The following is a 26,449-nucleotide window of genomic DNA, read 5'->3' on the forward strand; positions in this document are numbered from 1 at the left end:
GGGCATATTAGCACATGCTCATTAACCTGCCTAGAATACGGTCACACTCTGATGGCCCCTGAAGGAATTAGTTCATCCATTTATCCAGCTGATTCATCCATCTACCCGCATAACGACGGCTGCCAGCCGGCCCCTGTCCTCTGCCCGGGGACCGGCTGGCCGCGGGACTAATCCGCCTGGCGCCGCAGGAAAGCCGGGATATCCAGGTAATCCATATCCTCCGCCGAGTTGCCGCCGACCGCCTGGGCACGCTGGGCCGCGGTCCGACGCTTGACGGTAGGAATATCGTAGTTCTCGGGCTCCTTGCTGACCTCTACCGGCTCCTTGGTCACCGCCTTGAGGTGCATGGCACCGGCCGGCTTCTCCATCGGCTTCTTCGGCTGCATGCCCAGGCCCGTCGCAACCACGGTCACCCGCAACTCGTCGCGCATGTCCGGATCGATCACGGTGCCGACCACGACGGTGGCGTTCTCGGAGGCGAACTCCTTGACCGTGTTGCCGACCTCCTCGAACTCGCCGATCCCCAGGTCCAGGCCGGCGGTGACGTTGACGAGGATGCCGTTGGCGCCCATCAGGTCGATGTCCTCCAGCAGCGGGCTGGCCACGGCGGCCTCGGCGGCCTCGCGGGCGCGGTCGTCACCCTTGGCGGTGCCGGATCCCATCATGGCCATACCCATCTCGGACATGACGGTACGCACGTCGGCGAAGTCGACGTTGATCAGGCCCGGACGGGTGATCAGTTCCGCGATACCCTGCACCGCGCCGAGCAGCACGTCGTTGGCGGCCTTGAAGGCAGCGAGCAGGCTGATCTGCTTGCCGAGCACCAGCTGCAGCTTCTCGTTCGGGATCGTGATCAGCGAATCGCAGTACTGGCTCAGCTCCTTGATGCCGTTGTGCGCGACATGCAGGCGCCGGCTGCCCTCGAAGGTGAACGGCTTGGTCACCACCGCCACCGTCAGGATACCCAGCTCCTTGGCGATCTGCGCCACCACCGGCGCCGCGCCGGTTCCGGTACCACCGCCCATGCCGGCGGTGATGAAAAGCATGTCGGCACCCTCGATGACCTCGGCGATACGGTCACGGTCCTCGTGTGCGGCCTGACGGCCGACGTCCGGGTTGGCGCCCGCACCCAGACCCTTGGTGATCGACCCGCCGATCTGCAGCGTGGTGCGCGCACCCATGTTCTGCAGGGCCTGTGCGTCGGTGTTGGCGCAGATGAACTCGACGCCGTCGATGTTGGCATCGACCATGTGCTGCACGGCGTTACCGCCGCCGCCACCGACACCGATGACCTTGATGACCGCACTTTGCCCGCATGAATCCAGTAACTCAAACATATTGTCCCCTCCTGGCAGAAACGAATATTAGCCCGAAAACGTTTATCAATGCCGTGGCGGATTAGCCGCGCACAGCCCGCGATACCTGCAACTCAGAAATTTCCCTGAAACCAGCCCTTCATCCTGTCCCACACCCCGCGTATGCCCTTGCCCAGACCGATATCCATGGACCGCTGGTCACGATTGTGGTGACCGAACAGCAGCAACCCGACACCGGTCGCAAAGATCGGGTTGCGAACCACATCCACCAGACCGGTGACATACTGGGGCACACCCAGCCGCACCGGCATGTGAAATATTTCTTCCGCGAGGTCGACCAGACCCTCGATCTTGGCGCTGCCGCCGGTCAGCACGATGCCGGACGCCACCAGATCCTCGAACCCGCTGCGGCGCAGCTCGGCCTGGATCAGGGTGAGCAGTTCCTCGTAGCGCGGCTCGACCACCTCGGCCAGCGTGTGACGTGCCAGCTGCCGCGGCGGCCGGTCGCCGACGCTCGGCACCTCGATGCTCTCGTCGGCGCTGGCCATCTGGGTCAGCGCACAGGCGTACTTGATCTTGATCTCCTCGGCATGCTGCGTCGGGGTGCGCAGCGCCACGGCGATGTCATTGGTGACCTGATCGCCGGCGATCGGGATGACCGCGGTGTGACGGATCGCGCCTTCGGTGAATACCGCGATGTCTGTGGTGCCGCCGCCGATATCGACGATGCAGACCCCGAGTTCCTTCTCGTCCTCGGTCAGCACCGAGTAGCTGGAGGCCAGCTGCTCGAGAATGATGTCGTCCACCTCCAGGCCGCAGCGACGCACGCACTTGATGATGTTCTGCGCCGCGCTCACTGCCCCCGTCACCATGTGCACCTTGGCCTCCAGACGCACGCCGGACATGCCGACCGGCTCGCGGATGCCTTCCTGGTTGTCGATCACGAAATCCTGCGGCAGGATGTGCAGTATCTTCTGGTCGGCCGGGATCGCGACGGCGCGCGCGGCGTCGATCACGCGCTCGACATCGCCGGGCGTGACCTCCTTGTCGCGGATCGCGACGATGCCGTGCGAGTTCAGGCTGCGGATGTGACTGCCGGCGATCCCCGCATACACCGAGTGGATCTGGCACCCCGCCATCAGCTCCGCCTCCTCCACCGCGCGCTGGATCGAATGGACGGTGGATTCGATGTTGACCACCACGCCCTTCTTCAGTCCGCGCGAAGGATGTGAGCCGATACCGATCACCTCCAGCTCACCCCCGGGCAGCACCTCGCCGACGATCGCCACCACCTTCGAGGTGCCGATATCCAGACCGACTATCAGATTTTTTTCCGCCTTCTTCGCCATCCTGTTCCTGGTCCCGTTAACCCTTGTTACCCGAATCCCCGGCAGCGGCCGCCTGGTCCCAGACCACCGAGAAGCCGTTGCTGTAGCGCAGATCCACCGTCTGCAGTTCCGCCACGCGGCCGGCGAACACGCTCGGCCAGGCGTGCACGAACCGCTCCAGACGCTGCCAGGGCTGCATGCGCCCCAGCTTCAGCGTGATTCCGCCCGTCAGCTGCAGTTCCCAGGCGCGGCGCCCGTCGACCTGCAGCCGTTGTAGTTGCAGTCCCAGCGCCGCCAGCGTCGCACTCGCCTGCCGATACTGCTCGAGCACCTTCTGCTCCTGTCCGTCCGGACCGTCCAGCCATGGCAGCTCGATGTCCGGCTGCGTGTCTTGCGGGAAGAATGCCTCGCCAAAGCGGTTCAGGAATCCCTGCCCGTGCCAGTGGGCCACTGGCAGCTGCTCCTCGATCTGCACCCGTACGGTCTCCGGCCAGATCCGCTGCACCGAGGCCTTGTGGACCCAGGGCAAGGCCTCGGCGGCGGCGCGGATCGCCACGACATCGACCGTGAAGAAACCACCCGTCGCCAACGGCGCGACGGCAGCCTGCAACTGTGCCTTCTGCAGGTAGCGAAAATCGCCATTGACCTCGACCACACCGAGCGGAAAGCGGTAGGGGTCGGTGAACCAGCGCACTCCCATCAGCGTGGCCAGCGCGAGCATCCCGAGCAGCAACAGGCCCGAGAGCGTGCGCAGGTGCGCGCGCAGCAACCCGATGACCTGCGTGGCGCGACCGCTTTCAGCCTTTGGCATGCAGCCCTCCCACCGTTCCGGCCGCATCCCGTGCCAGGCTGGTATCGAGGATCTGCAGCACCAGGGCGCCGAAATCCACGCCGCTAGCGCGCGCCGCCATGGGCACCAGGCTGTGGTCCGTCAGCCCCGGCACAGTGTTGACCTCGATGAACCAGGGATTGCCGGCCGTGTCGAGCATGCAATCGACCCGGCCCCAGCCATGCGCCCCGACCGCGCGAAATGCCTGCAGGGACAGCTGCTGCAGCTGTTGTTCCTGTGCCGGCGCCAGTCCGCAGGGGATCAGATAGCGCGTGGAATCCGCCTGGTACTTGGCTGCGTAGTCGTAAAACGCATGCGGCGTCTCCAACCGGATGAGCGGCAGCGCCGTCGCACCCAGTATACCGGCGGTATATTCGCCGCCCGTGATCCATTGTTCGACCAGCACGCTGCTGTCGTAGCGCGCCGCCTCCTCCCAGGCCGACAGCAGTTCATCGGCGCGCTCCACCTTGCTGATACCGATGCTGGAGCCCTCGTGTGCCGGCTTGACGATAACCGGGTATGACAGGCTGTCGCGACAGGCGCTCACCTCGTCGGCGCTCGTCAACACGGTGAACGCGGGGGTGGGAATGCCCGCGCTCTGCCAGATCTGCTTGGTACGCAGCTTGTCCATACCCAGGGCCGAGCCCAGCACGCCGCTGCCGGTATAGGGCATCCCGAGCGCCTCCAGCAGGCCCTGCATGACACCATCCTCGCCACCGCGTCCGTGCAACGCGATGAAGGTACGCGCGAAGCCGCCGTCATGCAGGCGTTCGCAGAGCGCACCGTCCGCGGGATCCACGGCCGTGACGTCCACGCCGGCGGCGGCAAGCGCGGCGAGCACCGCGGCACCGCTCTTCAGGGATACCTCGCGCTCGGCCGAATTACCGCCGAGCAGGACGGCCACCCTGCCATAGTCGCGCGGATCGACCTGCATACTCATGCCGGTTCCCCCACAATGCGCACCTCGGCTTCCAGACGCACGCCCTGTTCGCGCTCGACCGTGTCCTGCACCTGCAGCAGCAGCGTCTCGATGTCCGTGGCGCTGGCATGGCCGGTGTTGAGGATGAAGTTCGCGTGTTTTTCCGACACCTGCGCCCCGCCCACGCGCCGGCCCTTGAGGCCGCAGGCCTCGATCAGGCGCGCGGCGTAATCACCCGGCGGGTTGCGGAACACCGAGCCGCAGCTGTACTGCTGCACCGGCTGGCTGGCACTGCGCCGCTCCAGCAACTCGCGGATGCGCAACTGTGCCTGTGTGGCATCACCCGGCTCCAGCGCCAGATGCGCAGCCACGAACCACTCGCCATCCGGGCCGCTGACCGACCGATAGGTCACGTGAAAATCGGCCGGCGTGCGCGTGCGCAGTTCGCCCTGACGGTCAACGGTTTCCACGGCCGCGACGTGCGTCCAGGTCTCGCCGCCGAAGGCGCCGGCATTCATCGCCAACGCGCCGCCCATGGTGCCGGGTATGCCGGCGAGAAACTCCACGCCGGTGAGCCCTGCGCGACCGGCGGTGCGCGCAACCTTGGCACAACTCACACCGGCTTCAGCACGCAACAGCCGGGTATCGAGCCATTCCAGTCCGGTCAGCGCGCCGAACAGCAGCAGCACCGTGCCGGGGAACCCGCCGTCACGCACCAGCAGGTTGCTGCCCAGGCCCAGCCACAGCAGCGGCTCGGCCGGGTCGAGCTGGCGCAGGAACTGGCACAGATCGTCGAGGTCGGCCGGCTGGTAGCAGCGCCGCGCCTTGCCGCCGGCACGCCAGCTGACATGCCGGTCCATCGGTTCGTCGAACCGCAGCTCCCCGCGCCAGGACTGTGTCTGCTGTGCCGCCATCATTCCCTAATCACCCCGCATCCCCGGCCAGTTCGCTGATCAGCCGCTGCGAAGCCGCCCCGATGTCACCCGCCCCCAGCGTGAGCAGCACATCGCCGGCCGCCAGTAGATCGGAGAGCACGGCCGGCAGTGCTTCGATGTCATCCACGAACACGGGATCGACCTGACCGCGCGCGCGGATGCCGCGGGCGAGCGCCCGGCCGTCGGCGCCGGCGATCGGGGCCTCGCCGGCGGGATAGACCTCGCACAGCACCAGCACGTCGACCTCGGAGAGCACCTGGGCAAAGTCATCGAACAGGTCCCGCGTACGCGTATAGCGGTGCGGCTGGAACACCACGACCAGCCGCCGTCCGGGCCAGCCGGCACGGGCCGCGGCGATGGTTGGCGCCAGCTCGCGCGGGTGATGACCGTAATCGTCGATCAGCAGTACCTGGCCCTTTGCTGTGGCGATCTCGCCGGCGATCTGGAAGCGGCGCCCGATGCCCTGGAACTGCGCCAGGGCCCGCTGGATATGCGCGTCGGACACGCCCAGCTCGGTCGCCACCGCGATTGCTGCCAGCGCGTTCTGTACATTGTGCCGGCCCGGCAGATTGAGCGTTATCGTCAGCGCCTCCGTCCGCTCGCGGCGATGGGCGGTGAAGTGCGTCTGCGCGCGCTCCTGGCGCACGTTGGTGGCGTGCACATCGGCGGCGGCGTCGAGCCCGTAGGTGATCACCGGGCGCGTGACCTCGGGCAGGATTTCCCGGATCACCGGATCGTCCAGGCACAGCACGGCGAGTCCGTAAAACGGCAGGTGGTGCAGGAACTCGATGAAGGTCTGGCGCAAGCGCTCGAAATCGCCTTCATAGGTCGAGAGATGGTCGGCATCGATATTGGTGACCACTGCCATCGAGGGCTGCAGGTAGAGGAACGAGGCATCGCTCTCGTCGGCCTCGGCCACCAGATAGTGACCGGCGCCGAGCTGGGCGTGACTGGCCGCGCTGTTGAGCAGACCGCCGATGACGAAGGTGGGATCGAGACCGCCCTCGGCGAGCAGGCTGGCGATCAGGCTGGTGGTCGTGGTCTTGCCATGGGTACCGGCGACACCGATGCCGAAGCGAAAGCGCATCAGCTCGGCCAGCATCTCGGCACGCGGCACCACCGGGATGCGGCGCTCACGCGCCGCCAGCAGTTCCGGATTGTCCTGCCTGATGGCGGTGGACACCACCACGGCGTCGCACTCAGCCACATGCGCCGCCGCGTGGCCGATGCTGACGGCAATACCGAGCGTTGCAAGGCGGCGCGTCACCGCGCTCTCGCGCTTGTCCGAGCCGCTGACCTCGTAACCCAGATTGTGCAGCACCTCGGCGATCCCGCTCATGCCGGCACCGCCGATTCCGATGAAGTGCACGCGCCGCACCCGGCCCATGCCCTGGGGGTGGACACCGCGATGCGCCGGCCGGGCACTCATGCTGCACCTCCGGCGGCTTCCCGGCCGCCGATGCCGGCTGCCTGCAGACACAATTCCGCGACGCGGCGCGCGGCATCCGGCATCGCCAGTGCGTGGGCGCGACATGCCATTTCCACCAGCACGTCACGCTGGCCGGCCAGATCGTTCAGGATCCCGGTGAGGCGGGCCGGGGTCAGCGTTTCCTGCGGCACCAGCACGGCAGCGCCGGCATCCGCGAGAAAACGGGCGTTACCGGTCTGGTGGTCGTCGGTGGCGTACGGGAAGGGGACCAGGATCGCCGGTACGCCCACCACGGCGAGTTCCGCGACGGTCAGGGCGCCGGCGCGGCAGATGACGAGATCGGCCCAGGCGTAGGCCGCCGCCATGTCTTCGATGAAAGGCTCGACCCTTGCATCGATGCCGGCTGCGGCGTAGGCGTTGCGCACCTGTTCGAAGTCATGGCTGCCGGTCTGATGGTACAGCGCCGGACACGATGCCAGCTGGGCAATCGCCGCCGGTACCACGCTGTTGAGCGCGGATGCCCCCAGGCTGCCGCCGATCACCAGGATACGCAAAGGACCGCCGCGTCCGGCAAGGCGCTCGGTCGGCGCTGCGAGGCGCGTGATCGCACCGCGGATCGGGTTGCCGGTGTGCACGGGCCGGTATCTGCCGGCGAGGCTGCCGGGAAACGCAACCATCACGGTGCGGGCAAGCGGCGCCAGCCAGCGATTGGTGGTCCCGGCAACGGAGTTCTGCTCGTGGATCAGCAGCGGCCGACGCAGCAGCCAGGCGATCACACCGCCCGGGCCGGAAGCGAATCCGCCCATGCCGAGCACGGCCAGCGGGCGCAAGCGCAACTCGATGCGCAGCGCCTGGTACAGCGCCCCCGCGAGCATGAGCGGCGCCGCCAGCAACCGCCACAGGCCACGACCGCGCAGCCCGGATACCCGCACCGTCTCCAGCGGATAACCCGCAGCCGGCACGACGCGCGCCTCCAGTCCGCGCCGGGTACCCAGCCAGGATACCGCCACGCCGCGCGCCGACAGTTCCTCCGCCACGGCCAGTGCCGGAAAGACGTGCCCGCCGGTGCCGCCCGCCATGATCAGGACCGGCCGATTTGCCCGTCGCGACAGCATCATCCGTCCCTCCGGCGATTGCGCTTCGCAGCCGCGGTGCCGCTGGCGGGCAGGCCCGCGCAGGTGCAGCGGGTCTCGTAATCGATGCGCAGCAGCAGAGCCACCGTCGCACACATCACGATCATGCTGGAGCCGCCGTAACTCATCAGCGGCAGCGTCAGCCCCTTGGTCGGCAACAACCCCATGTTCACGCCGATATTGATGAAGCTTTGCAGACCGAACCAGATGCCGATGCCGTAGGCGAGGCTGGCGGCGAACGGGTTGCCGGCCTGAGTGGCCTGGGCCGCGATCCGGAATGCGCGCCATACCAGCGTGCTGTAGAGGGCTATGATGATGCATACCCCCAGCAGACCCAGTTCCTCGGCCAGCACCGCAAATACGAAATCGGTGTGCGCCTCCGGCAGATAGAACAGCTTCTGCACGCTCGCGCCGAGCCCGACGCCGAGCCATTCACCGCGCCCGATGGCCATCAGCGACTGGGTCAGCTGAAAGCCGGAATCGAACGGATCGGCCCATGGATTGAGAAAGGTCTTCAGGCGTTCCAGGCGGTAGCTCGACGATACCGCCACCCCGCCGAGCAGAAGTCCGGCGGCGCCCATGACCCCCGCGAAATGCGCCAGCCTGACACCGGCCATGAAGATCATGCCCATGACCGTGGCACCGAGCACCACGGTGGCACCGAAGTCAGGCTCCAGCAGCAGCAGCAGGGCCAGCGCGCCGACCAGCCCGACCGGCTTGAGGAAACCGGTGATGTGCGTGCGGACGCTGTCACCGTGGCGGGCGAGGTAACTGGCCAGATAGATGATGAAGAACAACTTGGCCGGCTCCGACACCTGCAGGCGGAACAGGCCGGCGTTGATCCAGCGCACCGCGCCGTTCACCTTGACGCCGATACCGGGAACCAGCACCAACAGCAGAATCAGGAACGCGCAGAGCAACAGCGTCATGCCCAGGCGCTCGAGTATGGCCAGCCGCACACGGAACATTGCCAGCCCGGCCAGCAGACCGAGACTGATGAACACGGTCTGGCGCAGCGCGAAATAGAACGGATGCCCCAGCTCGCGGTCGGCTGTGGTGATGGACGCCGAAGCCACCATCACCAGACCGAACAGGACCAGCGTCAGGGCACTGCCGAGCAGGACGTAGTCGAGCCGTGGCAGACGCACGTCACCCGTACCCACCAGCCGTGCCTGCAGACTCACGCTCACCATCAGCCGATGTACTCCTGTACGGCGCGCATGAACAGTTCACCACGCTCGCTGTAGTTGCGGAACATGTCGGTACTGGCACAGGCGGGTGACAGCAGCACCGTATCGCCGGATACGGCCAGTGCCGCTGCAGCGCGCACGACACCGGCCATGTCGGTGGCGTGACGGATCGGCAGCACACCGGCCAGCAGCGCCTCCAGCCGGGGCGCATCGCGTCCTATCAGCACCACGCCGCGTCCCTTCGCGCGCAGTGCGGCAACCAGCGGCGCGAAGTCGGCACCCTTACCGTCGCCGCCGGCGACGAGCACCAGCGGCCCCTCGAGGCCGTCGATGGCGGCCAGCGTGGCGCCGACATTGGTGCCCTTGGAATCGTTGTACCAGCGCACGCCTGCATGCTCACCGACAAATTGCATGCGGTGCGGCAACCCCTGGAACTCCGCCAGCGTTTCCAGCATGGCATCCAGCGACAGGCCCGCCGCCTCGCCCAGCGCCAGCGCTGCCAGGGCATTGACCAGATTGTGCCGACCGGCCAGGCGCATGGCCGTCGCGGGCAGCAGGCGTTCGCTGCCTCGTGCCAGCCAGGTCACGCCATCCAGCTGCACCAGTCCGTATTCCCCGGCGGCGGGGGCGTTGCGGGTGAACCGGAGTTGCGGACGGGACGGGTCCGCGAGCGCCAGCACCACGGGATCGTCGGCGTTCACCACCTGCAGGTCCGCGCAGCGGTAGACCACCTGCTTCGCCGCGGCGTAGTCGGCCAGGCTGGTGTAGCGATCCATGTGATCCTCGCTGATGTTCAGTATGGCCGCCGCCTGCAGGTGCAGGCTGTGTACCGTCTCCAGCTGAAAACTCGAAAGTTCCAGCACGTAGAGTGCGGGCTCGGTTTCCTCGAGCAGGTCCAGCGCCGGTGTTCCGAGGTTGCCGCCGGTACGAACCTCGATGCCCGCGCGGCGGGCCATGGCCCCCAGCAGGGTCACCACCGTACTCTTGCCGTTGGAGCCGGTAACCGCGATCACGGGCGCCTGCGCCGCCTGCGCGAACAACTCGATGTCACCGATCACCGGGACGCCACGCGCCTGCGCGGCGGCGACATGCGGCTCGCTCAGCGGCACCCCGGGACTGAGCACGATCTGTTCGGCCCGGTCGAAGGCCTCGTCGCTGAAGCCGCCGAGAAACAGCGCGACATCGGCCAGCTCGCCGCTGCGCATCCGCGCCAGGCCCGGCGGCTGGTCGCGACTGTCGACCACCGCGACCGGTACGCCCTGCCGCGACAGGTAGCGCGCGACCGACACCCCGGTTTCGCCGAGACCGACCACCAGCGTTCTGCCCGACCTGTCAAACATTTCCGCCATGACTGTTACCGGAACCGCCATCAAATCCGACTCGTCACCAATCCAAATCCGTCGTGCACCTGCCCCACTCCAGCCCCCTGCGGGGCAACGCCGTATCAGCGAATCTTCAGCGTGGCCAGACCGACCAGCACCAGAATCACGGTGATGATCCAGAACCGCACGATCACGCGCGGCTCGGGCCAGCCCTTGAGTTCAAAATGATGATGCAGTGGCGCCATATGAAAGATGCGCCGGCCGGTCAGCTTGAAGGAGGCGACCTGCAGAATCACCGAGACCGTCTCCATGACGAAGACACCGGCCATCACCATGAATACCAGTTCCTGGCGCACCAGGATCGCGACGATGCCGAGTGCCGCACCGAGCGCCAGCGCCCCCACGTCTCCCATGAACACCATGGCGGGATAGGCATTGAACCAGAGGAACCCGAGCCCGGCCCCGACCAGCGCACCGCAGAAGATGACGATTTCGGCGGCATCGCGCACGTAGGGAATGCCCAGGTAGACGGCGAACTTGACGTTGCCGGTGGCGTAGGCGAACACGGCCAGCGCCCCGGCGATGAGCACGGTGGGCAGGATGGCCAGGCCGTCGAGCCCGTCGGTGAGATTGACCGCATTGCTGGAACCCACGATCACGAACCAGGCCAGCACCACATAGAACCAGCCGAGGTTGACGGCGATATCCTTGAAGAACGGCACGATCAGCGAGGTCTCCGCGGGCGCGGTGGAGCTCAGGTAGAGGAATACCGCCACGACCAGGGCGATGGCGCTCTGCCACAGCAGCTTGGTGCGTGCGGAAATGCCCGCCGAATTCTTCAGCACCAGCTTGCGGTAGTCGTCCACCCAGCCGATTGCGCCGAACGACAGCGTCACCAGCATCACCACCCAGACATACCGGTTGGTCAGATCCGCCCACAGCAGGGTGGCAACCGCCACCGCGACCAGGATCAGTGCGCCGCCCATGGTCGGCGTACCAGCCTTGACCAGGTGCGTTTGCGGGCCGTCGTCGCGCACCGGCTGCCCGATCTGGTAGCGGCCCAGCCGCCTGATCATCTCCGGGCCGACCAGGAATGAGATCGCCAGCGCGGTCAGCACCCCGAGGATGGCGCGCAGGGTCAGGTACTGGAAGACGTTGAATCCGCTGTGGTACTGACTCAGGTATTCGGCCAGGTAGAGCAGCATCAGTGCGTTCCCCGTGAAATCGGTGCTCCGGCTTGCAGCACGGCGCACAGGGCATCAACCACCCGCTCCATGCGCATGCGTCGCGAACCCTTGACCAGGATATGCAGCGGTCCATGCAGGTCGTCACGCAACCCGTCCAGCAGCTGCTCGAGTGAATCGAAGGCGGCGCCACCCGCACCAAAACCGGCCACTGCGGCCTGCGCCAGCTCACCCAGTCCGAACAGGCGCGTGATGCCGGCAGCACGCGCCTGCACACCGGCAGCGCGATGGAGCGCGGCGGCGCCGGCGCCGAGTTCGCCCATGTCGCCAAGCACCAGCCAGGTCCTGCCGCCGGCCCGCGCGAGCACGTCCACGGCCACGGCGAGCGATCCGGGGTTGGCATTGTAGGTATCGTCGATCAACGTGATGTCGCCAGGCAGGCGGTGTAGGTTGAAACGGCCCGGCGCCGGCGCGAGTGTCTCCAGGCCGGCCCGGATGGCATCCGCGCCGACGCCTGCCTGCCAGCAGGCCGCGGTGGCGGCCAGCGCGTTCATCACGTTGTGACGTCCCGGCAAGGGCAGGTGCAGCGTGATGCCGCCTGCCGGTGTCGTCAGTTCGATATCGCTGCCGGCGGCATCGCCATCCCAGCGCGCGCCGAACTCGCACTCATGGTCCAGCCCGAACTCGACCCGCCGGCAGTGTGCGGCGAGCTCACGCCACAGCGGCGCATAGGTGTCGTCGGCGTTGATCACGGCGCAGCCGGCGGGAGCCAGGCCGGCGAACAGTTCGCCCTTGGCATGCGCCACCCCTTCCAGGTCACCGAAACCCTCGAGGTGCGCGGGTCCGGCATTGGTCACCACCCCGATCGTCGGTTGTGCGGTAGCGGTGAGATAGGCGATTTCACCGGGATGGTTGGCGCCCATCTCGATCACCGCGAACGCATCGGCCGGGTCGAGCCGCGCCAGCGTCAGGGGCAGACCGATGTCATTGTTCAGGTTGCCCTGGGTGGCAAGCACGCGACCGCTGCGTGCGAGTATCGCGGCTGTCATGGTTCGCACAGTGGTTTTGCCGTTGCTGCCGGTAATACCGATGACTGGGATGTCGAAGCGTTCGCGCCAGTGCGCCGCCAGGCGGCCGAGTGCGAGCCGGGTGTCCGGCACGCGCAACTGCGGCAGGTCGGATGCACACGGCCTGCTGACGGCCGCGGCAGCCGCGCCCTGCGCCCGCGCGGCATCGACAAACGCATGTCCATCGAAATTGGGCCCCTGCAGCGCAAAGAACAGCGCACCCGGCATCGGCTTGCGGCTGTCGGTGCTGATGCCGTGAAACGTCACGTCGGCACCGGTCCGGTCGGCGCACAGCGCCTGCGCGGCTTCGGAAAGCGGCATCGCCATCATCGCGCCCAGTCCCGCGCCACGGCCAGCACACGCTCGCGATCGCTGAACGGCAGGGTCCGGCGTCCCACCTGCTGCACGGTTTCATGCCCCTTGCCGGCGATGAGCACGATGTCGCCGGGGCCGGCTGCACGCATTGCCCAGGTGATTGCCTGCGCGCGGTCGTGCTCCACGTGCACCCTGCCCGGCTGCCTGATGCCTGCACAGATATCCTCGACGATCTGGCGCGGATCCTCGGTGCGCGGATTGTCATCCGTCAGCACCAAGTGATCGGCATTGCGTTCCGCAATCGCCCCCATTTCCGGGCGCTTGCCGCGGTCGCGGTCACCGCCGGCGCCGAACACGCACCACAGCGCGCCCTGGCAATGCGCCCGCAGCGATTGCAGCACGGCCCGGAGCGCGGCCGGTGTGTGCGCATAATCGACCACCACCAGCGGATGACCGGCGCCGGTTGCGAACGGTTCCATGCGGCCCGCGACGGTGCGCGTCCGCGCCAGACGCCGCAGCGCCTCCTCGAACGGCAGGCCCGTGACGCACAGGCTGGCAAGCGCGGCCAGCAGGTTGCTGGCATTGAAGCGACCGAGCAGACTGCTGCGCAGCACACCGCTGCCCCACGGCGTGGCGACATCCAGCTGCATGCCGTGCATGTCGGTCTGCAGGTTGCGTCCGATCACCCACTGCGCGGGAAAGCGCGTGCGAAATGGCTCGCTCTCGAGCCGGTAGGCGACCGGCGCCACGCCCGGCGGGATATCGTCGAGCAATGCGCTGCCGAAAGCGTCATCGGCGTTGATCACGGCGTAGCGCAAGCCGTCCGCATGGAACAGCTTGCGCTTGGCCGCGGCGTAGGCCTCGACACTGCCATGGTAGTCGAGATGGTCGCGCGACAGATTGGTCAGCACGGCCAGATCGAAAGACACGCCGCGGACACGTCCCTGGTCCATGGCGTGCGAGGAAACCTCCGACACCACACAGCGCGCACCGCGCCGCTGCATGGAATACAGCAACTGCTGCATGGTGAGCGCATCCGGCGTGGTATGCGTTGCGCTCCCCAGCTCGCCGTACAGGCCGTATCCCAAGGTGCCGATCAGGCCACAGCGCCGGTCCGTACTGTCCAGCGCCTGGGCGATGAAGTGGCTGCACGAGGTCTTGCCGTCGGTACCGGTGACGCCGATCATGAACATGCCGCGCGAGGGGTGTCCGTAGAAGCGGTCGGCGATCAGGCCGATCACCTGACCCAGGCGCGGTATCGCCACCACCGGCGCAGGCAGCAGCGCCGCCATCTCGGCGAGCCCGCTCCTGCCCTCGACCGGCTCCCACGCCACCGCCACCGCGCCCAGCGCGATGGCCTGGCGTGCGTGCTGCAGTCCGTGGGTCTGCGTGCCCGCCAGCGCCAGGAACAGGTCGCCTGCCTGTACCTTGCGGCTGTCCAGCGCCAGCCCGCTCACCCGGATATCGCTGCGCACCGCTGGCCCGCAGAAGTCCTGCAGCAGGGCGGCGAGCGTATGCGCCACCTGCAGTTTCTCCGCCGCCATCATGCAGGCTCCTCCGCAGCGCCGCTGCGGGTCTGCAGCAGCGGCACGTCATCCGGCGGCACGGCAAGCAGGCGCAGCGCACCGGCCATCACGCGCGCGAACACCGGCGCCGCCACCTGGCCGCCGTAGTACTTGCCGGTACCCGGCTCGTCCACCATGACCACCATCACCAGGCGCGGCGCGCTGGCGGGTGCCATGCCGGCAAAGACCGACATGTACTTGCTGTCCGAGTAACCGCCGGGCTCGGATTTGTGCACCGTGCCGGTCTTGCCGGCGACGCGATAGCCCGGCACGCGCGCGTCCGGCGCGGTGCCATCGGGACCGACCGCCTCCTCCAGCATGGCACGCACCTCGCGCGCGATCGCGGCCGGCATGATGCGGCGCTCCTCGGCGGCACGCACGTCGTGCAGGAAGGTGATCGACCGGCGCATGCCGTCACTGGCCAGCACACCGTAGGCCTGCGCCAGTTGCAGCGCGGTGACCGACACGCCGTAGCCGAATGCCAGCGTCGCGGTTTCGATGGCGTTCCAGCCGGAAAAGTGCGGCAGCAGGCCGGAGGCCTCGCCGGGAAAGCCGCTGAAACTCTGCACCCCGAAACCGAGGTCGGACAGGCCGGTCCAGATATCCTCGGCGACCAGGGACAGCGCGATCTTGGCGATGCCGACGTTGCTGGATTTGCGGATGACCCCGGTCACATCCAGATCACCGTAGTCATGCACGTCGCGCACGGTGTTCACCCCCACGCGCATCCAGCCCGGCGAGGTGCTGACAGGCGTATGCGGCTGGTAACGCCCGCTGGCGAGCGCGGTCGCTATGATGAACGGCTTCATGGTCGAACCGGGCTCGAACACATCGGTGACCGCACGATTGCGCATATCGCTGCTGCGCAGGTTCTGGCGGTTGTTCGGGTTGTACGAGGGCTGGTTGACCATGGCCAGCACCTCGCCGCTCTGCACGTCCAGCACGACGGCGGTGGCGGACTTTGCCTTGTGCTCCTGCATCGCGGCAAGCAGTTCCCGGTAGGCGAGATACTGGATCCGCCGATCGATGCTGAGCTGCAGATCCTTGCCCGGACGGGGACGGCTGATGCTCTCGACGTCCTCGACGATATGGCTCTTGCCATCCTTGATCACGCGCTTGGCACCGGGCTCGCCGGCGAGCCAGTCCTGGTAGGCCAGCTCGAGACCTTCCTGACCGGCATCGTCGACGTTGGTGAAGCCGACCACATGCGCGGTCACCTCGCCGTCCGGGTAATAGCGGCGGTATTCGCGCTGCAGGTAGACCCCGGGGATGTCCAGCGCCTCGACCTGCGCCGCCGTTGCCGGATCGATATGCCGGCGCAGGTAGAGGAACTCGCGGTCCGCGCGGCTGGCCAGCTGGCGCTGCACACTGGACTTGTTCAGCTCCAGCAGCCGGGCCAGCTCGGGTATGCGCTCCTGCTCGTTGCCCAGCTCCTGCGGATTCACCCATACCGACTCCACCGGCGTGCTGATCGCAAGGGGCTCGCCGTTGCGGTCCTGGATCATGCCGCGATGCGCCGGCAGCGTCACCACGCGCAGATGCCGCGCCTGCCCCTGGGAGAGCAGGAACTCCTTGTCCAGCACCTGCAGGCACACGGCGCGCCATACCAGCGTGCCGGCTGCCAGACCCAGGCAGAGCAACACGAATACCCGTCGGCCGGGGTAACCGGAATTCACGCGCGCGTGTCTCATGGCTTCACGATCACCATCGCAGCGGCATCCAGGCTGGCCATGCCAAGCCGTTCACGCGCCACTTTCTCGATTTTCCCCTGCGTGGTCAGCGTGCCCTGTTCGAGCTGCAGCTGACCCCACTCGATATCCATGTTGTCGCGCTCCTTGCCGAGCGCCTGCAGCTCGATGAACAGCTTGCGCCCCTCGTGCTTGGCATGCACCACGGCAATCGCCGATACGATCACCAGCGCCAGCAGGAACAGCATGCCACCCGGCCGCCCGCTCACTGCACACGCTCCGCAATGCGCAGCACGGCACTGCGCGCACGCGGATTGCGTTGCACCTCGTCCGCGCCGGCCCGAATCGCCTTGCCCACGGGCCGCAGGCGCGGCGTATGCTCCGAGCCGGCCAGCGGAAATGCGCGCGGCGGCGGCGCACCGCGGTACTCGTCACGGATAAAGCGCTTGACGATGCGGTCCTCCAGCGAATGGAAACCGATCACCGCCAGGCGTCCGCCCGGTGCCAGCACATCGGACACCTGCGCCAGCACGGCACGAAGATCATCCAGTTCGTGGTTGATGTGCAGACGGAGCGCCAGGAGCTGCGCGTGGCGGGATGCTTGTGCTGCTCGCGCGTGGGCACCGCGGCTGCGACGCTCGGCCAGCTGGCGCGTGGTACGCAACGGCGCAGTGGTCCGGCTGTTGACGATGGCACGGGTTATCCGGCCGGCGAAACGTTCCTCGCCGAGTGTCCGCAGCACCGTGGCGATCTCGTGCTCGCCCGCCTGCGCCAGCCATTGTGCCGCGCTGACGCCCGTTGTCGGATCCATCCGCATGTCGAGCGGACCGTCGTCGGAAAAACTGAAACCGCGCGCGGCATCGTCGAGCTGCGGCGAGGAAACACCCAGATCCAGCAGCAGTCCGTTCACCTTTCCTGTCAGCTCCCGCCGCGCCACCAGCTCGCTCAGCATCGTGAATGCACCCTGCACAATTTCAAATCGAGGATCATTGCCAAACTGCATCCTTGCCGACTGCACCGCCTCGGGATCCTTGTCCATGGCGAGCAGCCGTCCCGCCGGTCCGAGCCCTGCAAGTATGGCCGCGGCGTGACCGCCGCGACCGAACGTTCCGTCCACGTACACGCCATCCCGCTTCAGCGCCAGCCCTTCCAGAACTTCGTCAAGCAGTACCGGCTGGTGTGTGTACGTCCCCTGTGCCACCGATGCTCAGATCGACAGTTCACGCAGGGCATCCGGCAGTTCGGCACCATCGCCACTGCCGGACAGATAGTCATTGCACTTCTGCTCCCACACCTCGGCATTCCAGATCTCGAACTTGTTGCCGTTGCCGAGGAACATCACACGCTTGTCCAGGCCGGCCAACGCGCGCAGGTGCGGCGGTATCAGCACGCGGCCGTTCTTGTCCATCTCGAGCTCGGCAGCGTTGCCGAACAGCATCAGCTGCAGCTCGCGGGTCACTCGGTTGGTGTTGGGCAGACGCGCCAGCTTGCGCTCGACGTCTTCCCAGTCGGGTCGGGGATAGAGCAGCAGGGCACGGTCGCTGTGCACGGTCATCACGACCTGGCCGTTACAACGTTCCGTCAGTTCACCACGGTAGCGGGTAGGCAGCGCCAGGCGGCCTTTCGCATCCAGGTTGACCGTGCTGCCACCGATGAACAAACCCGCCCCCTTTGGCTCCCTCGGGACCCAAAAAATACCACTGGGCCCCACTTTTCGACACTATAGGGAGGGAGGGTGACCTCGTCAAGCAAAATCAAAAGAAAATATCTACTTGGACAGTAACTTAGGCCTGATTTTGGGAACCCTCCGGACCGCAAAAAAACTTATAAAATTACAAATCAAAAGGTTGCCTTCCCTACCTTGAGTAGATTGATAGCTTTGACCATCGGGACGACGCCATTATCCCGGTTTGGCCCATGACGACGCCTTCGGATCGGGATTATAACGCCGCTTGAAACCCAATATCTTGGGCTTGAGTAGATTTAATTCGGCTATATCGGCGAATGTCAGCAGGCGGATCTGCTGACACGGATCAAGCGGCGTGCAATAAAAAAGCCTGCAGGGCAGGCTTTTTTGGGTGGGGCGACAGCGGACGCGGTCTAGAACGGGATGTCGTCATCAAAATCCGCTGGCCCCTCCGCTACCGCCGGCGCGCGGCTTTCACTGCTGTCCGACGCGGAGAAGCCGGTGCTGCCGCCACCGCCCCGGCCGCCCAGCATCTGCATTTCATTGGCGATGATCTCGGTGGTGTAGCGGTCGTTTCCGGAACTGTCCTGCCACTTGCGGGTCTGCAGCTTACCCTCGATGTAGACCTGCGATCCCTTCTTAAGATACTCGCCGGCGATCTCGCCCAATCGCCGGAACAGCACCACACGATGCCATTCCGTCTTTTCCTGGTTTTCGCCGGTCTGCTTGTCCTTCCAGGATTCGGTCGTCGCGAGGGTGATATTGGCGACCGCATTGCCATTGGGCATGTAGCGTACTTCCGGATCCTTGCCCAGATTGCCGACCAGAATCACCTTGTTGATGCCTCGCGCCATGATGTTCTCCTGTCGTCCGAATTATGGATTCGTCGCCCCGGTGCAGGACGTTTGCCCGGGAGCGGTGCGGGTATTCTATGCGAAAGCCGCAGCCCGGCATACCGGATCAGTACGCGGATCGCGGCAAGCCATACCGGACAAGCTGTAGGGAATCGCCGCAAATTCCCGTCATGCCGGGGGCAGGGATGCCGGGTCGAACAGGCGCCGGTCCACCTTGAGATAGGCCACGCCCTCCTCGGCCACCACCACGGCCTCGGCAACGCCGGGCAGGCCGGCCAGGCGGCGGGTCAGCTCCGCCGCCGCCGCGGGTGTCAATACACCCACCGCATGGATGTAACTGGAGAGCTTCGGTGGCGGCACCATGGAGGCCGCCAGCCCGAGCCAGACCAGCGAGCCCGCAGCCGCACACATGAAAATGCTGTGCAGGCCGAAGCGGCCGTGCAGCCAGCCGCCCAGCGCGCCACCGACGAAGGCACCGAAAAACTGCGTACTCGAATAGATCCCCATCGCGGTGCCGCGGCAGTCGGCCGGTGCGGCACGCGACACCAGTGACGGCAACATCGCCTCGAGCAGGTTGAATGCGGCGAAAAACAGCAGCAGCAGCGTCACGCTGCTGACCATGGTCACCGGGATGCTGTAGAGCCCGAACTCGACCAGCGCCAGCAGGGTGATGGCGCCGAGAAACACCGGTTTGATATAGCCCTTGCGCTCCGCCAGGATGATGAAAGGCACCATCGCGGCAACCGAACAGACCAGCACCGGCAGGTAGATCTTCCAGTGGCCGGACGCGGCGACACCGGCCTCGTCGCGCAACACCAGGGGCATGACCACGAAGGTCGCGGTCATGATGGCGTGCAGCATGAGAATCCCGAAATCGAGCCGCAACAGTTGGCCGTTACGCAGCACGCGCCCGAACTGCGCGGGTACCGCCTCGGATTCGCGGTGGATACGCTGCGCCTGCGGCCGCGGCACGACGAAGGCCACCACGAGCACCCCGCCGAGGGCCAGGACGGCGGTGAGCGCGAAGATGCCGGGAACCCCGATCCAGTGATTCAGCACCGGGCCGAGCACGAGCGCGGCGGCGAACGACACGCCGATGCTCATACCGATCAGAGCCATGGCCTTGATGCGGTGCTCCTCGCGGGTCAGGTCGGCGGTCAGCGCCATGATGGCCGCCGCGATCGCGCCGGATCCCTGCAGCGCGCGACCGAGAATGATGATATGAATGGAATCCGCCAGCGCCGCCACCACACTGCCGGCGGCAAACACGCACAGGCCGCCGATGATCACCGGCTTGCGGCCGATCCGGTCCGACAGCAGCCCGGCCGGGATCTGCAGCAGCGCCTGGGTGACGCCGTAGATGCCGATGGCCAGGCCGGTCAGCGCCGGCGTCACCCCCGCCAGCCCCTCGGCGTAGAGCGCGAACACCGGCAGGATCATGAAAAACCCCAGCATACGCAGGGCATAGACACCCGAGAGTGACAGCGCCGCACGCCATTCGGTAGCGCTCATGGCAGCCCCGCCTGCCCTGTCCTGCATCACCATCCGTTATTCCTTTTGGCCGTCATCTGAAAACACCGTATATTAACTGATTGGCCGGCCAGCCCGCATGCTGCACCAGCAACCGGGCAACCGACGCCGGCCAGGTGCGGCTGGAACCGCGCCGGAACGAAAGCCATGGCCGCGGCCAAGACTTGAGTGCAGCGCAAGTCCGGGCGCACCCGGACCAGCGGGAACCCGGACCGGGCGCCCTCCGGCGACCAACGCTGCGAACGGAGATCGTGGTATTGCCCGTTCTGGATTAATTACCTGCAGGTCCGCGACTGACTGGCGCAAGAGGCGGGCCAAACGTAGCACATCATGGACACCATACGCATCCGCGGCGCACGCACCCACAACCTGAAAAACATCGATCTGGACCTGCCACGGGACCGGCTGATCATCGTCACCGGCCTGTCCGGGTCCGGCAAGAGCTCGCTGGCATTCGACACCATCTATGCCGAGGGTCAGCGTCGCTACGTCGAGTCGCTGTCCGCCTACGCGCGCCAGTTCCTCTCGATGATGGAAAAACCGGACGTCGACCACATCGAGGGGCTGTCGCCGGCCATTTCCATCGAGCAGAAATCGACCTCGCACAACCCCCGCTCCACGGTCGGCACCATCACGGAGATCTACGACTACCTGCGCCTGCTCTATGCCAGGGTGGGCACACCCCACTGCCCCGAGCACGGCACGGTACTGGAGGCGCAGACCGTGAGCCAGATGGTCGACCAGGTGCTGGCATTGCCCGAGGGCAGCCGCCTGCTGCTGCTGGCACCGGTGGTGGTGGAGGCACGCAAGGGTGAGCACACATGCCCAGGTGCTGGAGGCCCTGCGCGCGCAGGGCTACATCCGTGCGGTACAGCGCGCATCGACGGCGAGACCGCATCGAACTCGATCAGCCACCGAAGCTCGACCTGCGCCGCAAACACGTCATCGAGGCGGCTGTCGAGCTTCAAGGTGCGCCCGGACCTGCAGCAGCGCCTGGCCGTGAACTGTTCGAAACCGCGCTCGGCCTCCGTCCGACGGCCTGGCGCGCGTCGCCTGGATGGACGACCCGCAGGCGGACGAACTGCTGTTTTCCGCCAAGTTCGCCTGCCCGAATGCGGTTACCCATCACCGAAACTGGAACCACGCCCGGGTTCTCGTTCAACAATCCGGCCGGCGCCTGCCCGGCCTGCGACGGACTCGGCGTACGCCAGTTCTTCGATCCGGAACGCGTGGTGGGGCATCCGGAACTGAGCCTGGCCGGCGGCGCGGTGCGCGGCTGGGACCGCCGCAACGCCTACTATTTCCAGCTGATCAGCGCCCTGGCCACGCATTACGATTTCGACATCGAGACACCGTTCGAGGAACTGCCGGACCGCATCCGCAACATCATCCTGCATGGCAGCAAGGGCGAGGTGATCCGTTTCCGCTACCTGAACGAGCGCCGCGGCATGGTGGAACGCAGCCACCCGTTCGAGGGCATCATCCCGAACATGAAGCGGCGTTATCACGAAACCGAGTCCAACACGGTGCGCGAGGAGCTGGCGCGTTCATTTCAGTCACCAGGCCTGCTCGGGTCGCAGCGGCACCCGCCTGAACCAGGCCGCACGTCATGTCACCGTGGCCGGCCGCAGCCTGCCTGCGGTCACCGCGCTGCCGGTCGGCGACTGCCGCGAACTCTTCGACAGCGGCTTTCGCCGCGCCTCACGCTCGCCGGCTGGCGCGGCGAGATCGCCGGCAAGATACTCAAGGAGATCAACCAGCGCCTGGAATTTCTCGTCAACGTCGGACTCGACTACCTGTCGCTGGAGCGCAGAACCCTATCCGGCGGCGAGGCGCAGCGCATCCGGCTGGCGAGCCAGATCGGGGCCGGGTTGGTCGGGGTGATGTACGTACTCGACGAACCGTCCATCGGCCTGCACCAGCGCGACAATCAGCGCCTGCTCGCCACCCTGACCCATTTGCGCGACTCGGCAACACCGTCATCGTGATCGAGCACGACGAGGAGGCGATCCGCGCCGGCGACTACGTGGTGGACGTCAGGCCGGGCGCCGGTGCACGGCAAGCGGACGCATCGTGGCGCAGGGTACACCGGCCGAGATCATGGCGGACCCGCAGTCGCTCACCGGCCGCTACCTGTCCGGGGCGGCCAGCATCGACATGCCGGCACACCTGTCCGTCTACGACCCGAACCGGGTCGTGACCGTTCGCGGCGCCAGCGGCAACAACCTGAAGGCGGTGACCGTGGAAATACCGGTGGGTCTGATGACCTGCGTCACCGGGGTATCGGGTTCCGGCAAGTCCACGCTGATCAACGACACCTTGTTCCGGCGCGCGGCACAGGCACTGAACCGCGCCGCCGAAGCGGCCGCGCCCTGCGCCGCCATCGAGGGACTGGAGCATTTCGACAAGGTCGTCGACATCGACCAGAGCCCGATCGGTCGCACCCCCCGTTCCAACCCGGCCACCTACACCGGCCTGTTCACACCGATCCGCGAGTTGTTCGCCGCCACCCAGGAGGCGCGCTCGCGCGGCTACCAGCCCGGGCGCTTCAGCTTCAACGTCAAGGGCGGCCGTTGCGAGGCCTGCCAGGGCGACGGTGTCATCAAGGTGGAGATGCATTTCCTGCCCGATATCTACGTACCGTGCGACGTCTGCAAGGGCAAACGTTACAACCGCGAGACCCTCGATGTGCGCTACAAGGGCAAGACCATCCACGAGGTGCTGGAACTGACCGTGGAGGATGCGGTGCCGTTCTTCAGCGCCATCCCGGCAGTGGCGCGCAAACTGCAGACGCTGATGGACGTCGGCCTGTCCTACCTGACGCTCGGCCAGAATGCCACCACGCTATCCGGCGGCGAGGCGCAGCGCATCAAGCTGGCACGCGAACTGTCCAAGCGCGATACCGGCAAGACGCTGTACATCCTCGACGAACCGACCACCGGCCTGCATTTCCATGACATCGCCCAGCTGCTGGACGTCCTGCACCGGCTGCGCGATCACGGCAACACCATCATCGTCATCGAGCATAACCTCGATGTCATCAAGACCGCCGACTGGATCGTCGACATGGGCCCGGAAGGCGGCATCGGCGGCGGTACCGTGGTGACCACCGGCACCCCCGCGGAGGTCGCTGCGCACCCGACCTCCCATACCGGCCGCTATCTCAGACAGACGCTGGAACAGCAGCAGCAACAGCGCATCGGCGCGAACAGCGGAACCCGGCAGCCCCGCCGGCGCAAACAGCCGGAAAAGCTCACTTCCTGAACGGCGTGCCCACCCGCAGCCCGAGCTCGTGCGCGGCGCTGCCGCGGTTGACCGCAATCTCGACCAGGCCGTTGGCGTTGCAGTACCAGAACGGCGTCCCCGGCGCGACATCGGCAAAGGTCCGCGCCCGCGCCAACAGCCGGTCGCCGAGGCGCAGCTGCGCGTCGTCCGGCACGTGCGCGGCGCGCACCCCGGTGATCGCATTGCCGTAGCGGTCGATATACAGCACGCGATACAGCTCGTCCGGCCAATCCGGTTGCGCAAGCGTCTCCACCGCCACCGCCGTGCCGGTCACGCCGCCGCCGCGGGCGATCCTGGCAGCCGCCGGCGCGAACACATCACGCGCATGGAAACTGGCGGACGCGTCCGCCACGTCCGCCAGCTGCCAGCAGTCGACCTGGCCGGCCCGCCGCGCCAGGATCGCGAACAAACCCTCGTTGGGCCCGACGAACCAGCGCCCGTCGGCGCTTAGCACCACCCCTGGACGCGGACTCCCGACCCCCGGATCGACCACGCACAGGAACACCGTTCCCGGCGCGAAGTCCCGGGTATATGCCGGCAGCAGGTAGGCGGCGCCCTGGATGTCGAAGGCGGCGAGGTCGGCGAACAGGCTGATCACCGGGATACCCGGTGCCAGCCGCTGCAGCACGGCCTGCACCTGGCCGGTGTAGGGACCGTCAAGACCGAAATCAGTTGCCAGCACAATCATCGGGGACTCCGGAAAAATGGTGCGTACCGAAACAGGCAGCCGGTGGCTGCCGTACGCAGGTGCCCGCAGAACGTACCCGTCATGAGATGCAGCAGCGTCGCGCCCAATGCCGCGAACCGGCGGCTACCTGGACTGTTCCTGCGCCAGCGTCCGGCGGTATTCCTCGTAGGACAGCGCGGTGGACTGCAGACAGCGGCGCTGCTCGCCGCGGTCCGGGATCTTGTAGCATTCCCGCTGTTTCCAGCTACGCCCGGAATCGTAGACCAGGCTGGCCGCACATCCCCCGAGCAGGAGTATGGCGGTCGTGGCGGCCAGCGTTAACGCAGCTTTCATGGACGGCTCCCGGAGACTTGGCTGCGCCTATCTTAAGAAAAAACCGGCGCGGGTGACAGCGCCAGCTGCCGTACGGTCAGGCGTTCGCCGCAGGCGGCAGCCGGCCCGGCCGCACCGTACGCCGGCAGGCAAGCAATACCGCCAGACCGGCGCCGAACAGCGCCCCGCCTGCCGGCACCGGGACGACCAGCGCCGGCGGCTGCTGCCCGAAGCGGATGTTGTCCATGCCGATGTTGTCCTGGCTGCTTGCCGCCAGGTTGCTGAAATCGATTTCGATCAGGAGTTCCGCCGCAGCGAGCGGACTGGAAAAATCGAATGCCGTGTGCCGCGGCCCGTTCAGAGCGCCTGCGACCAGCACGTCGGATTGACTGAACAGCACGCCGCCGTCGCCCAGGATATTGACCCCATTGATGGTGTAATCGGCATTCGGCCAGCCGGCCAGGTCGAAGTGATAGAGCGCGACCAGAAAGCCGGGATCCGCCGTCAGGCGCACGTTCAGGGATCCCGCCACCGCGCCGGACAGCGGCGCCCTGGCCAGCAGCACGTTGTCGAGATCACCATACTGGATGGTCCACAGGCTGACAGCGGTGGCGGCAAAATATTCGACCGCGACATTGGGCGTGTAACCTTCCCCGCCGTCGCCGTAGGTAAACAGGCCACCGTCGACTGCCATGGACGCGCCGGTGACATTGTCGCCGTAGTCCTGCTGGACGCTGCTGCCGGCCGCCGTTGGCACGACGCTGGAACCGGTGGCGTTGCGCGACTGGTCGAAGGTGAGGATCGTCGCCCTGCCCTCGCCCGCGTACCAGCCGGCGAGCAGCAACAGCGGTAACGCCATGCGGAATGAATGGCGACGCGGCGGCTGCGGCCAGGCACGCCCGCGCACGTCGCACGATCTCAGGGCTGGAAACATGTCGGTCATGGCTGCCTCCCGTGGCCGGCCAGGAGCCGGAATCGCCGCGGGGAATAAGAGATGGTTGCTGAACGATAGCGCGGAGACGGCGGGCACGCGTGGACGCAGCGCACAATCTGCCGGGTATCAGTCTGCAGGCAGCCAGCCACCGGTCGCCTGCAGCGGCCGCAACTCACCCGCGTGACTGACCCACAAGGCGATGCCGAACCGGTCCGCCGCCGTGGCGGCGCTGGCGGGCAACTCGATATCCCAGTGACCGTCCGGCGCGGCATGTTTGCCGTGCTGCAGCACCACGAAATCCTGCCGCAGCGTGCGGTTGCGGTTCTCGCCCTGGCGCACGGGAGTCTCGATCCCGCAACCCAGCACGGCAAAATGGAGCTCCAGCGGCATGCCGTCCGACGGAAACGCAGCCGTGAGCCGCCTGCCATCGATGCGTGCCACGAGCCGGCCGGGTTCGCTGCCGGAAGCGCGCGGCGGCAGCCGCAGCGTCCAGCCGCGCCATTCGCGGCCATTGAGAAAGAAGCCCGGCGTGTAGACGCCACGCGCCCGTCCGGCGCTGGCATAGGCGCGCTGACGCGCGCCGTACTCGGCACTGGCAAACGGATCCCGCCAGCCGAGATAGTCCCAGTAATCGACATGCAGCGCGAGCGGCACGAGATCGCGCCACAGCCGCGCATCGTCGACCCATGCATTCAGCCAGCGCTCGGCCGGCGGGCAGCTGCTGCAGCCCTGAGAGGTGTAGAGTTCCAGCAGGCTGACCTGAGCGGGACCACTGTCGAGCAGCAGCGGCGCAGCCTGGACCTGCGCCGCCAGCACGGGGATCAGCCATAGCCAGCGGCAGCGGTCCGCCCTGCGTCCCGCAGCGAAGCCACGCCTGCGCATCGCGCCGGTCGCCACCACGTAGTACACCCCCTGCTTTACCGCTACACTGTGTTGACC

Annotated in this window: 22 protein-coding genes and 1 pseudogene; 1 reads left to right on the plus strand and 22 read right to left on the minus strand. The window is 66.7% G+C overall.

Annotated elements, in window-relative coordinates; genetic code table 11:
- Positions 1 to 167: 167 nt before the first annotated feature.
- The 18 genes from ftsZ to R3F42_10715 all read right to left on the minus strand — a co-directional run bounded on the left by ftsZ (position 168) and on the right by R3F42_10715 (position 20,273).
- Positions 168 to 1,337, minus strand: coding sequence for a cell division protein FtsZ (gene ftsZ, locus R3F42_10630; protein ID MEZ5542489.1), 1,170 nt, complete (start codon positions 1,335 to 1,337; stop codon positions 168 to 170).
- Between the two features lie 92 nt (positions 1,338 to 1,429).
- A complete protein-coding gene (gene ftsA, locus R3F42_10635) occupies positions 1,430 to 2,665 on the minus strand; it encodes a cell division protein FtsA (GenBank protein ID MEZ5542490.1) in 1,236 nt (411 codons plus the stop codon).
- Between the two features lie 16 nt (positions 2,666 to 2,681).
- Complete coding sequence (locus R3F42_10640) at positions 2,682 to 3,455, minus strand: cell division protein FtsQ/DivIB (protein MEZ5542491.1); 774 nt, start codon at positions 3,453 to 3,455, stop codon at positions 2,682 to 2,684.
- Positions 3,442 to 4,413, minus strand: a complete 972-nt coding sequence (locus R3F42_10645) for a D-alanine--D-alanine ligase (GenBank protein MEZ5542492.1) — start codon at positions 4,411 to 4,413, stop codon at positions 3,442 to 3,444. Before R3F42_10645 ends, R3F42_10640 begins: the two co-directional genes overlap by 14 nt.
- Positions 4,410 to 5,306 (minus strand): UDP-N-acetylmuramate dehydrogenase, encoded by an 897-nt coding sequence (gene murB / locus R3F42_10650; GenBank protein ID MEZ5542493.1) that lies wholly within the window; start codon positions 5,304 to 5,306, stop codon positions 4,410 to 4,412. Before murB ends, R3F42_10645 begins: the two co-directional genes overlap by 4 nt.
- Positions 5,307 to 5,316: 10 nt before the next feature.
- The gene (murC, locus tag R3F42_10655) at positions 5,317 to 6,756 is read right to left on the minus strand and encodes a UDP-N-acetylmuramate--L-alanine ligase (GenBank protein MEZ5542494.1); all 1,440 of its coding nucleotides are present in this window, start codon (positions 6,754 to 6,756) and stop codon (positions 5,317 to 5,319) included.
- Complete coding sequence (murG, locus tag R3F42_10660) at positions 6,753 to 7,874, minus strand: undecaprenyldiphospho-muramoylpentapeptide beta-N-acetylglucosaminyltransferase (GenBank protein ID MEZ5542495.1); 1,122 nt, start codon at positions 7,872 to 7,874, stop codon at positions 6,753 to 6,755. Before murG ends, murC begins: the two co-directional genes overlap by 4 nt.
- Positions 7,871 to 9,082, minus strand: coding sequence for a putative lipid II flippase FtsW (ftsW, locus tag R3F42_10665; GenBank protein MEZ5542496.1), 1,212 nt, complete (start codon positions 9,080 to 9,082; stop codon positions 7,871 to 7,873). Before ftsW ends, murG begins: the two co-directional genes overlap by 4 nt.
- The gene (murD, locus tag R3F42_10670; protein ID MEZ5542497.1) at positions 9,082 to 10,428 is read right to left on the minus strand and encodes a UDP-N-acetylmuramoyl-L-alanine--D-glutamate ligase; all 1,347 of its coding nucleotides are present in this window, start codon (positions 10,426 to 10,428) and stop codon (positions 9,082 to 9,084) included. Before murD ends, ftsW begins: the two co-directional genes overlap by 1 nt.
- 95 nt (positions 10,429 to 10,523) lie before the next feature.
- Positions 10,524 to 11,606, minus strand: a complete 1,083-nt coding sequence (gene mraY / locus R3F42_10675) for a phospho-N-acetylmuramoyl-pentapeptide-transferase (protein ID MEZ5542498.1) — start codon at positions 11,604 to 11,606, stop codon at positions 10,524 to 10,526.
- Positions 11,606 to 12,982: a UDP-N-acetylmuramoyl-tripeptide--D-alanyl-D-alanine ligase gene (gene murF, locus R3F42_10680; protein MEZ5542499.1), complete on the minus strand. Its 1,377-nt coding sequence runs from the start codon at positions 12,980 to 12,982 to the stop codon at positions 11,606 to 11,608. Before murF ends, mraY begins: the two co-directional genes overlap by 1 nt.
- Positions 12,979 to 14,514, minus strand: coding sequence for a UDP-N-acetylmuramoyl-L-alanyl-D-glutamate--2,6-diaminopimelate ligase (locus R3F42_10685; protein ID MEZ5542500.1), 1,536 nt, complete (start codon positions 14,512 to 14,514; stop codon positions 12,979 to 12,981). The genes murF and R3F42_10685 overlap by 4 nt, the downstream gene beginning before the upstream one ends.
- On the minus strand, positions 14,511 to 16,223 hold the full coding sequence (locus tag R3F42_10690; protein ID MEZ5542501.1) for a penicillin-binding protein 2: 1,713 nt from the start codon (positions 16,221 to 16,223) through the stop codon (positions 14,511 to 14,513). Before R3F42_10690 ends, R3F42_10685 begins: the two co-directional genes overlap by 4 nt.
- Positions 16,220 to 16,489 carry a cell division protein FtsL gene (gene ftsL, locus R3F42_10695; protein ID MEZ5542502.1) on the minus strand — a complete coding sequence of 90 codons (270 nt, stop codon included), beginning with the start codon at positions 16,487 to 16,489 and terminating at the stop codon, positions 16,220 to 16,222. The genes R3F42_10690 and ftsL overlap by 4 nt, the downstream gene beginning before the upstream one ends.
- The gene (gene rsmH, locus R3F42_10700) at positions 16,486 to 17,421 is read right to left on the minus strand and encodes a 16S rRNA (cytosine(1402)-N(4))-methyltransferase RsmH (GenBank protein MEZ5542503.1); all 936 of its coding nucleotides are present in this window, start codon (positions 17,419 to 17,421) and stop codon (positions 16,486 to 16,488) included. The genes ftsL and rsmH overlap by 4 nt, the downstream gene beginning before the upstream one ends.
- A gap of 6 nt (positions 17,422 to 17,427) precedes the next feature.
- Positions 17,428 to 17,880 (minus strand): division/cell wall cluster transcriptional repressor MraZ, encoded by a 453-nt coding sequence (gene mraZ, locus R3F42_10705; GenBank protein MEZ5542504.1) that lies wholly within the window; start codon positions 17,878 to 17,880, stop codon positions 17,428 to 17,430.
- Between the two features lie 440 nt (positions 17,881 to 18,320).
- Positions 18,321 to 18,761, minus strand: a complete 441-nt coding sequence (ssb, locus tag R3F42_10710; protein ID MEZ5542505.1) for a single-stranded DNA-binding protein — start codon at positions 18,759 to 18,761, stop codon at positions 18,321 to 18,323.
- A gap of 168 nt (positions 18,762 to 18,929) precedes the next feature.
- Complete coding sequence (locus R3F42_10715) at positions 18,930 to 20,273, minus strand: MFS transporter (protein MEZ5542506.1); 1,344 nt, start codon at positions 20,271 to 20,273, stop codon at positions 18,930 to 18,932.
- A 348-nt stretch (positions 20,274 to 20,621) separates the two neighbouring features.
- On the opposite strand from R3F42_10715, the pseudogene uvrA reads away from it, so the two are divergent.
- Positions 20,622 to 23,555: pseudogene (gene uvrA, locus R3F42_10720) on the plus strand (excinuclease ABC subunit UvrA).
- Here uvrA and R3F42_10725 read toward each other — a convergent pair.
- The 4 genes from R3F42_10725 to R3F42_10740 form a co-directional block, all read right to left on the minus strand.
- Entirely contained in the window at positions 23,545 to 24,264 is a 720-nt protein-coding gene (locus R3F42_10725) for an SAM-dependent chlorinase/fluorinase (GenBank protein MEZ5542507.1), read from the minus strand. The pseudogene uvrA and the gene R3F42_10725 overlap by 11 nt on opposite strands.
- A 123-nt stretch (positions 24,265 to 24,387) precedes the next feature.
- Positions 24,388 to 24,597 (minus strand): hypothetical protein, encoded by a 210-nt coding sequence (locus R3F42_10730; protein MEZ5542508.1) that lies wholly within the window; start codon positions 24,595 to 24,597, stop codon positions 24,388 to 24,390.
- 76 nt (positions 24,598 to 24,673) lie between these two features.
- Positions 24,674 to 25,519, minus strand: coding sequence for a hypothetical protein (locus R3F42_10735; protein ID MEZ5542509.1), 846 nt, complete (start codon positions 25,517 to 25,519; stop codon positions 24,674 to 24,676).
- Between the two features lie 117 nt (positions 25,520 to 25,636).
- Positions 25,637 to 26,419, minus strand: a complete 783-nt coding sequence (locus tag R3F42_10740; GenBank protein ID MEZ5542510.1) for a DUF1223 domain-containing protein — start codon at positions 26,417 to 26,419, stop codon at positions 25,637 to 25,639.
- Positions 26,420 to 26,449 lie beyond the last annotated feature (30 nt).

The organism is Pseudomonadota bacterium (genome assembly GCA_041395565.1).
Taxonomy (GTDB): domain Bacteria; phylum Pseudomonadota; class Gammaproteobacteria; order UBA9214; family UBA9214; genus UBA9214.

Excerpts from the sequence above, each read along its gene's own strand:
- mraY (MEZ5542498.1), bottom strand. The coding sequence starts at position 11,606 with ATGCTGCTCTACCTGGCCGAATACCTGAGTCAGTACCACAGCGGATTC.
- murC (MEZ5542494.1), bottom strand. The coding sequence starts at position 6,756 with ATGAGTGCCCGGCCGGCGCATCGCGGTGTCCACCCCCAGGGCATGGGC.
- murG (MEZ5542495.1), bottom strand. The coding sequence starts at position 7,874 with ATGATGCTGTCGCGACGGGCAAATCGGCCGGTCCTGATCATGGCGGGC.
- R3F42_10685 (MEZ5542500.1), bottom strand. The coding sequence starts at position 14,514 with ATGATGGCGGCGGAGAAACTGCAGGTGGCGCATACGCTCGCCGCCCTG.
- R3F42_10645 (MEZ5542492.1), bottom strand. The coding sequence starts at position 4,413 with ATGAGTATGCAGGTCGATCCGCGCGACTATGGCAGGGTGGCCGTCCTG.
- R3F42_10730 (MEZ5542508.1), bottom strand. The coding sequence starts at position 24,597 with ATGAAAGCTGCGTTAACGCTGGCCGCCACGACCGCCATACTCCTGCTC.
- R3F42_10715 (MEZ5542506.1), bottom strand. The coding sequence starts at position 20,273 with ATGAGCGCTACCGAATGGCGTGCGGCGCTGTCACTCTCGGGTGTCTAT.
- R3F42_10725 (MEZ5542507.1), bottom strand. The coding sequence starts at position 24,264 with ATGATTGTGCTGGCAACTGATTTCGGTCTTGACGGTCCCTACACCGGC.
- ssb (MEZ5542505.1), bottom strand. The coding sequence starts at position 18,761 with ATGGCGCGAGGCATCAACAAGGTGATTCTGGTCGGCAATCTGGGCAAG.
- R3F42_10735 (MEZ5542509.1), bottom strand. The coding sequence starts at position 25,519 with ATGACCGACATGTTTCCAGCCCTGAGATCGTGCGACGTGCGCGGGCGT.
- murF (MEZ5542499.1), bottom strand. The coding sequence starts at position 12,982 with ATGATGGCGATGCCGCTTTCCGAAGCCGCGCAGGCGCTGTGCGCCGAC.
- ftsW (MEZ5542496.1), bottom strand. The coding sequence starts at position 9,082 with ATGGTGAGCGTGAGTCTGCAGGCACGGCTGGTGGGTACGGGTGACGTG.
- R3F42_10690 (MEZ5542501.1), bottom strand. The coding sequence starts at position 16,223 with ATGAGACACGCGCGCGTGAATTCCGGTTACCCCGGCCGACGGGTATTC.
- ftsZ (MEZ5542489.1), bottom strand. The coding sequence starts at position 1,337 with ATGTTTGAGTTACTGGATTCATGCGGGCAAAGTGCGGTCATCAAGGTC.
- murB (MEZ5542493.1), bottom strand. The coding sequence starts at position 5,306 with ATGGCGGCACAGCAGACACAGTCCTGGCGCGGGGAGCTGCGGTTCGAC.
- ftsA (MEZ5542490.1), bottom strand. The coding sequence starts at position 2,665 with ATGGCGAAGAAGGCGGAAAAAAATCTGATAGTCGGTCTGGATATCGGC.
- R3F42_10640 (MEZ5542491.1), bottom strand. The coding sequence starts at position 3,455 with ATGCCAAAGGCTGAAAGCGGTCGCGCCACGCAGGTCATCGGGTTGCTG.
- murD (MEZ5542497.1), bottom strand. The coding sequence starts at position 10,428 with ATGGCGGAAATGTTTGACAGGTCGGGCAGAACGCTGGTGGTCGGTCTC.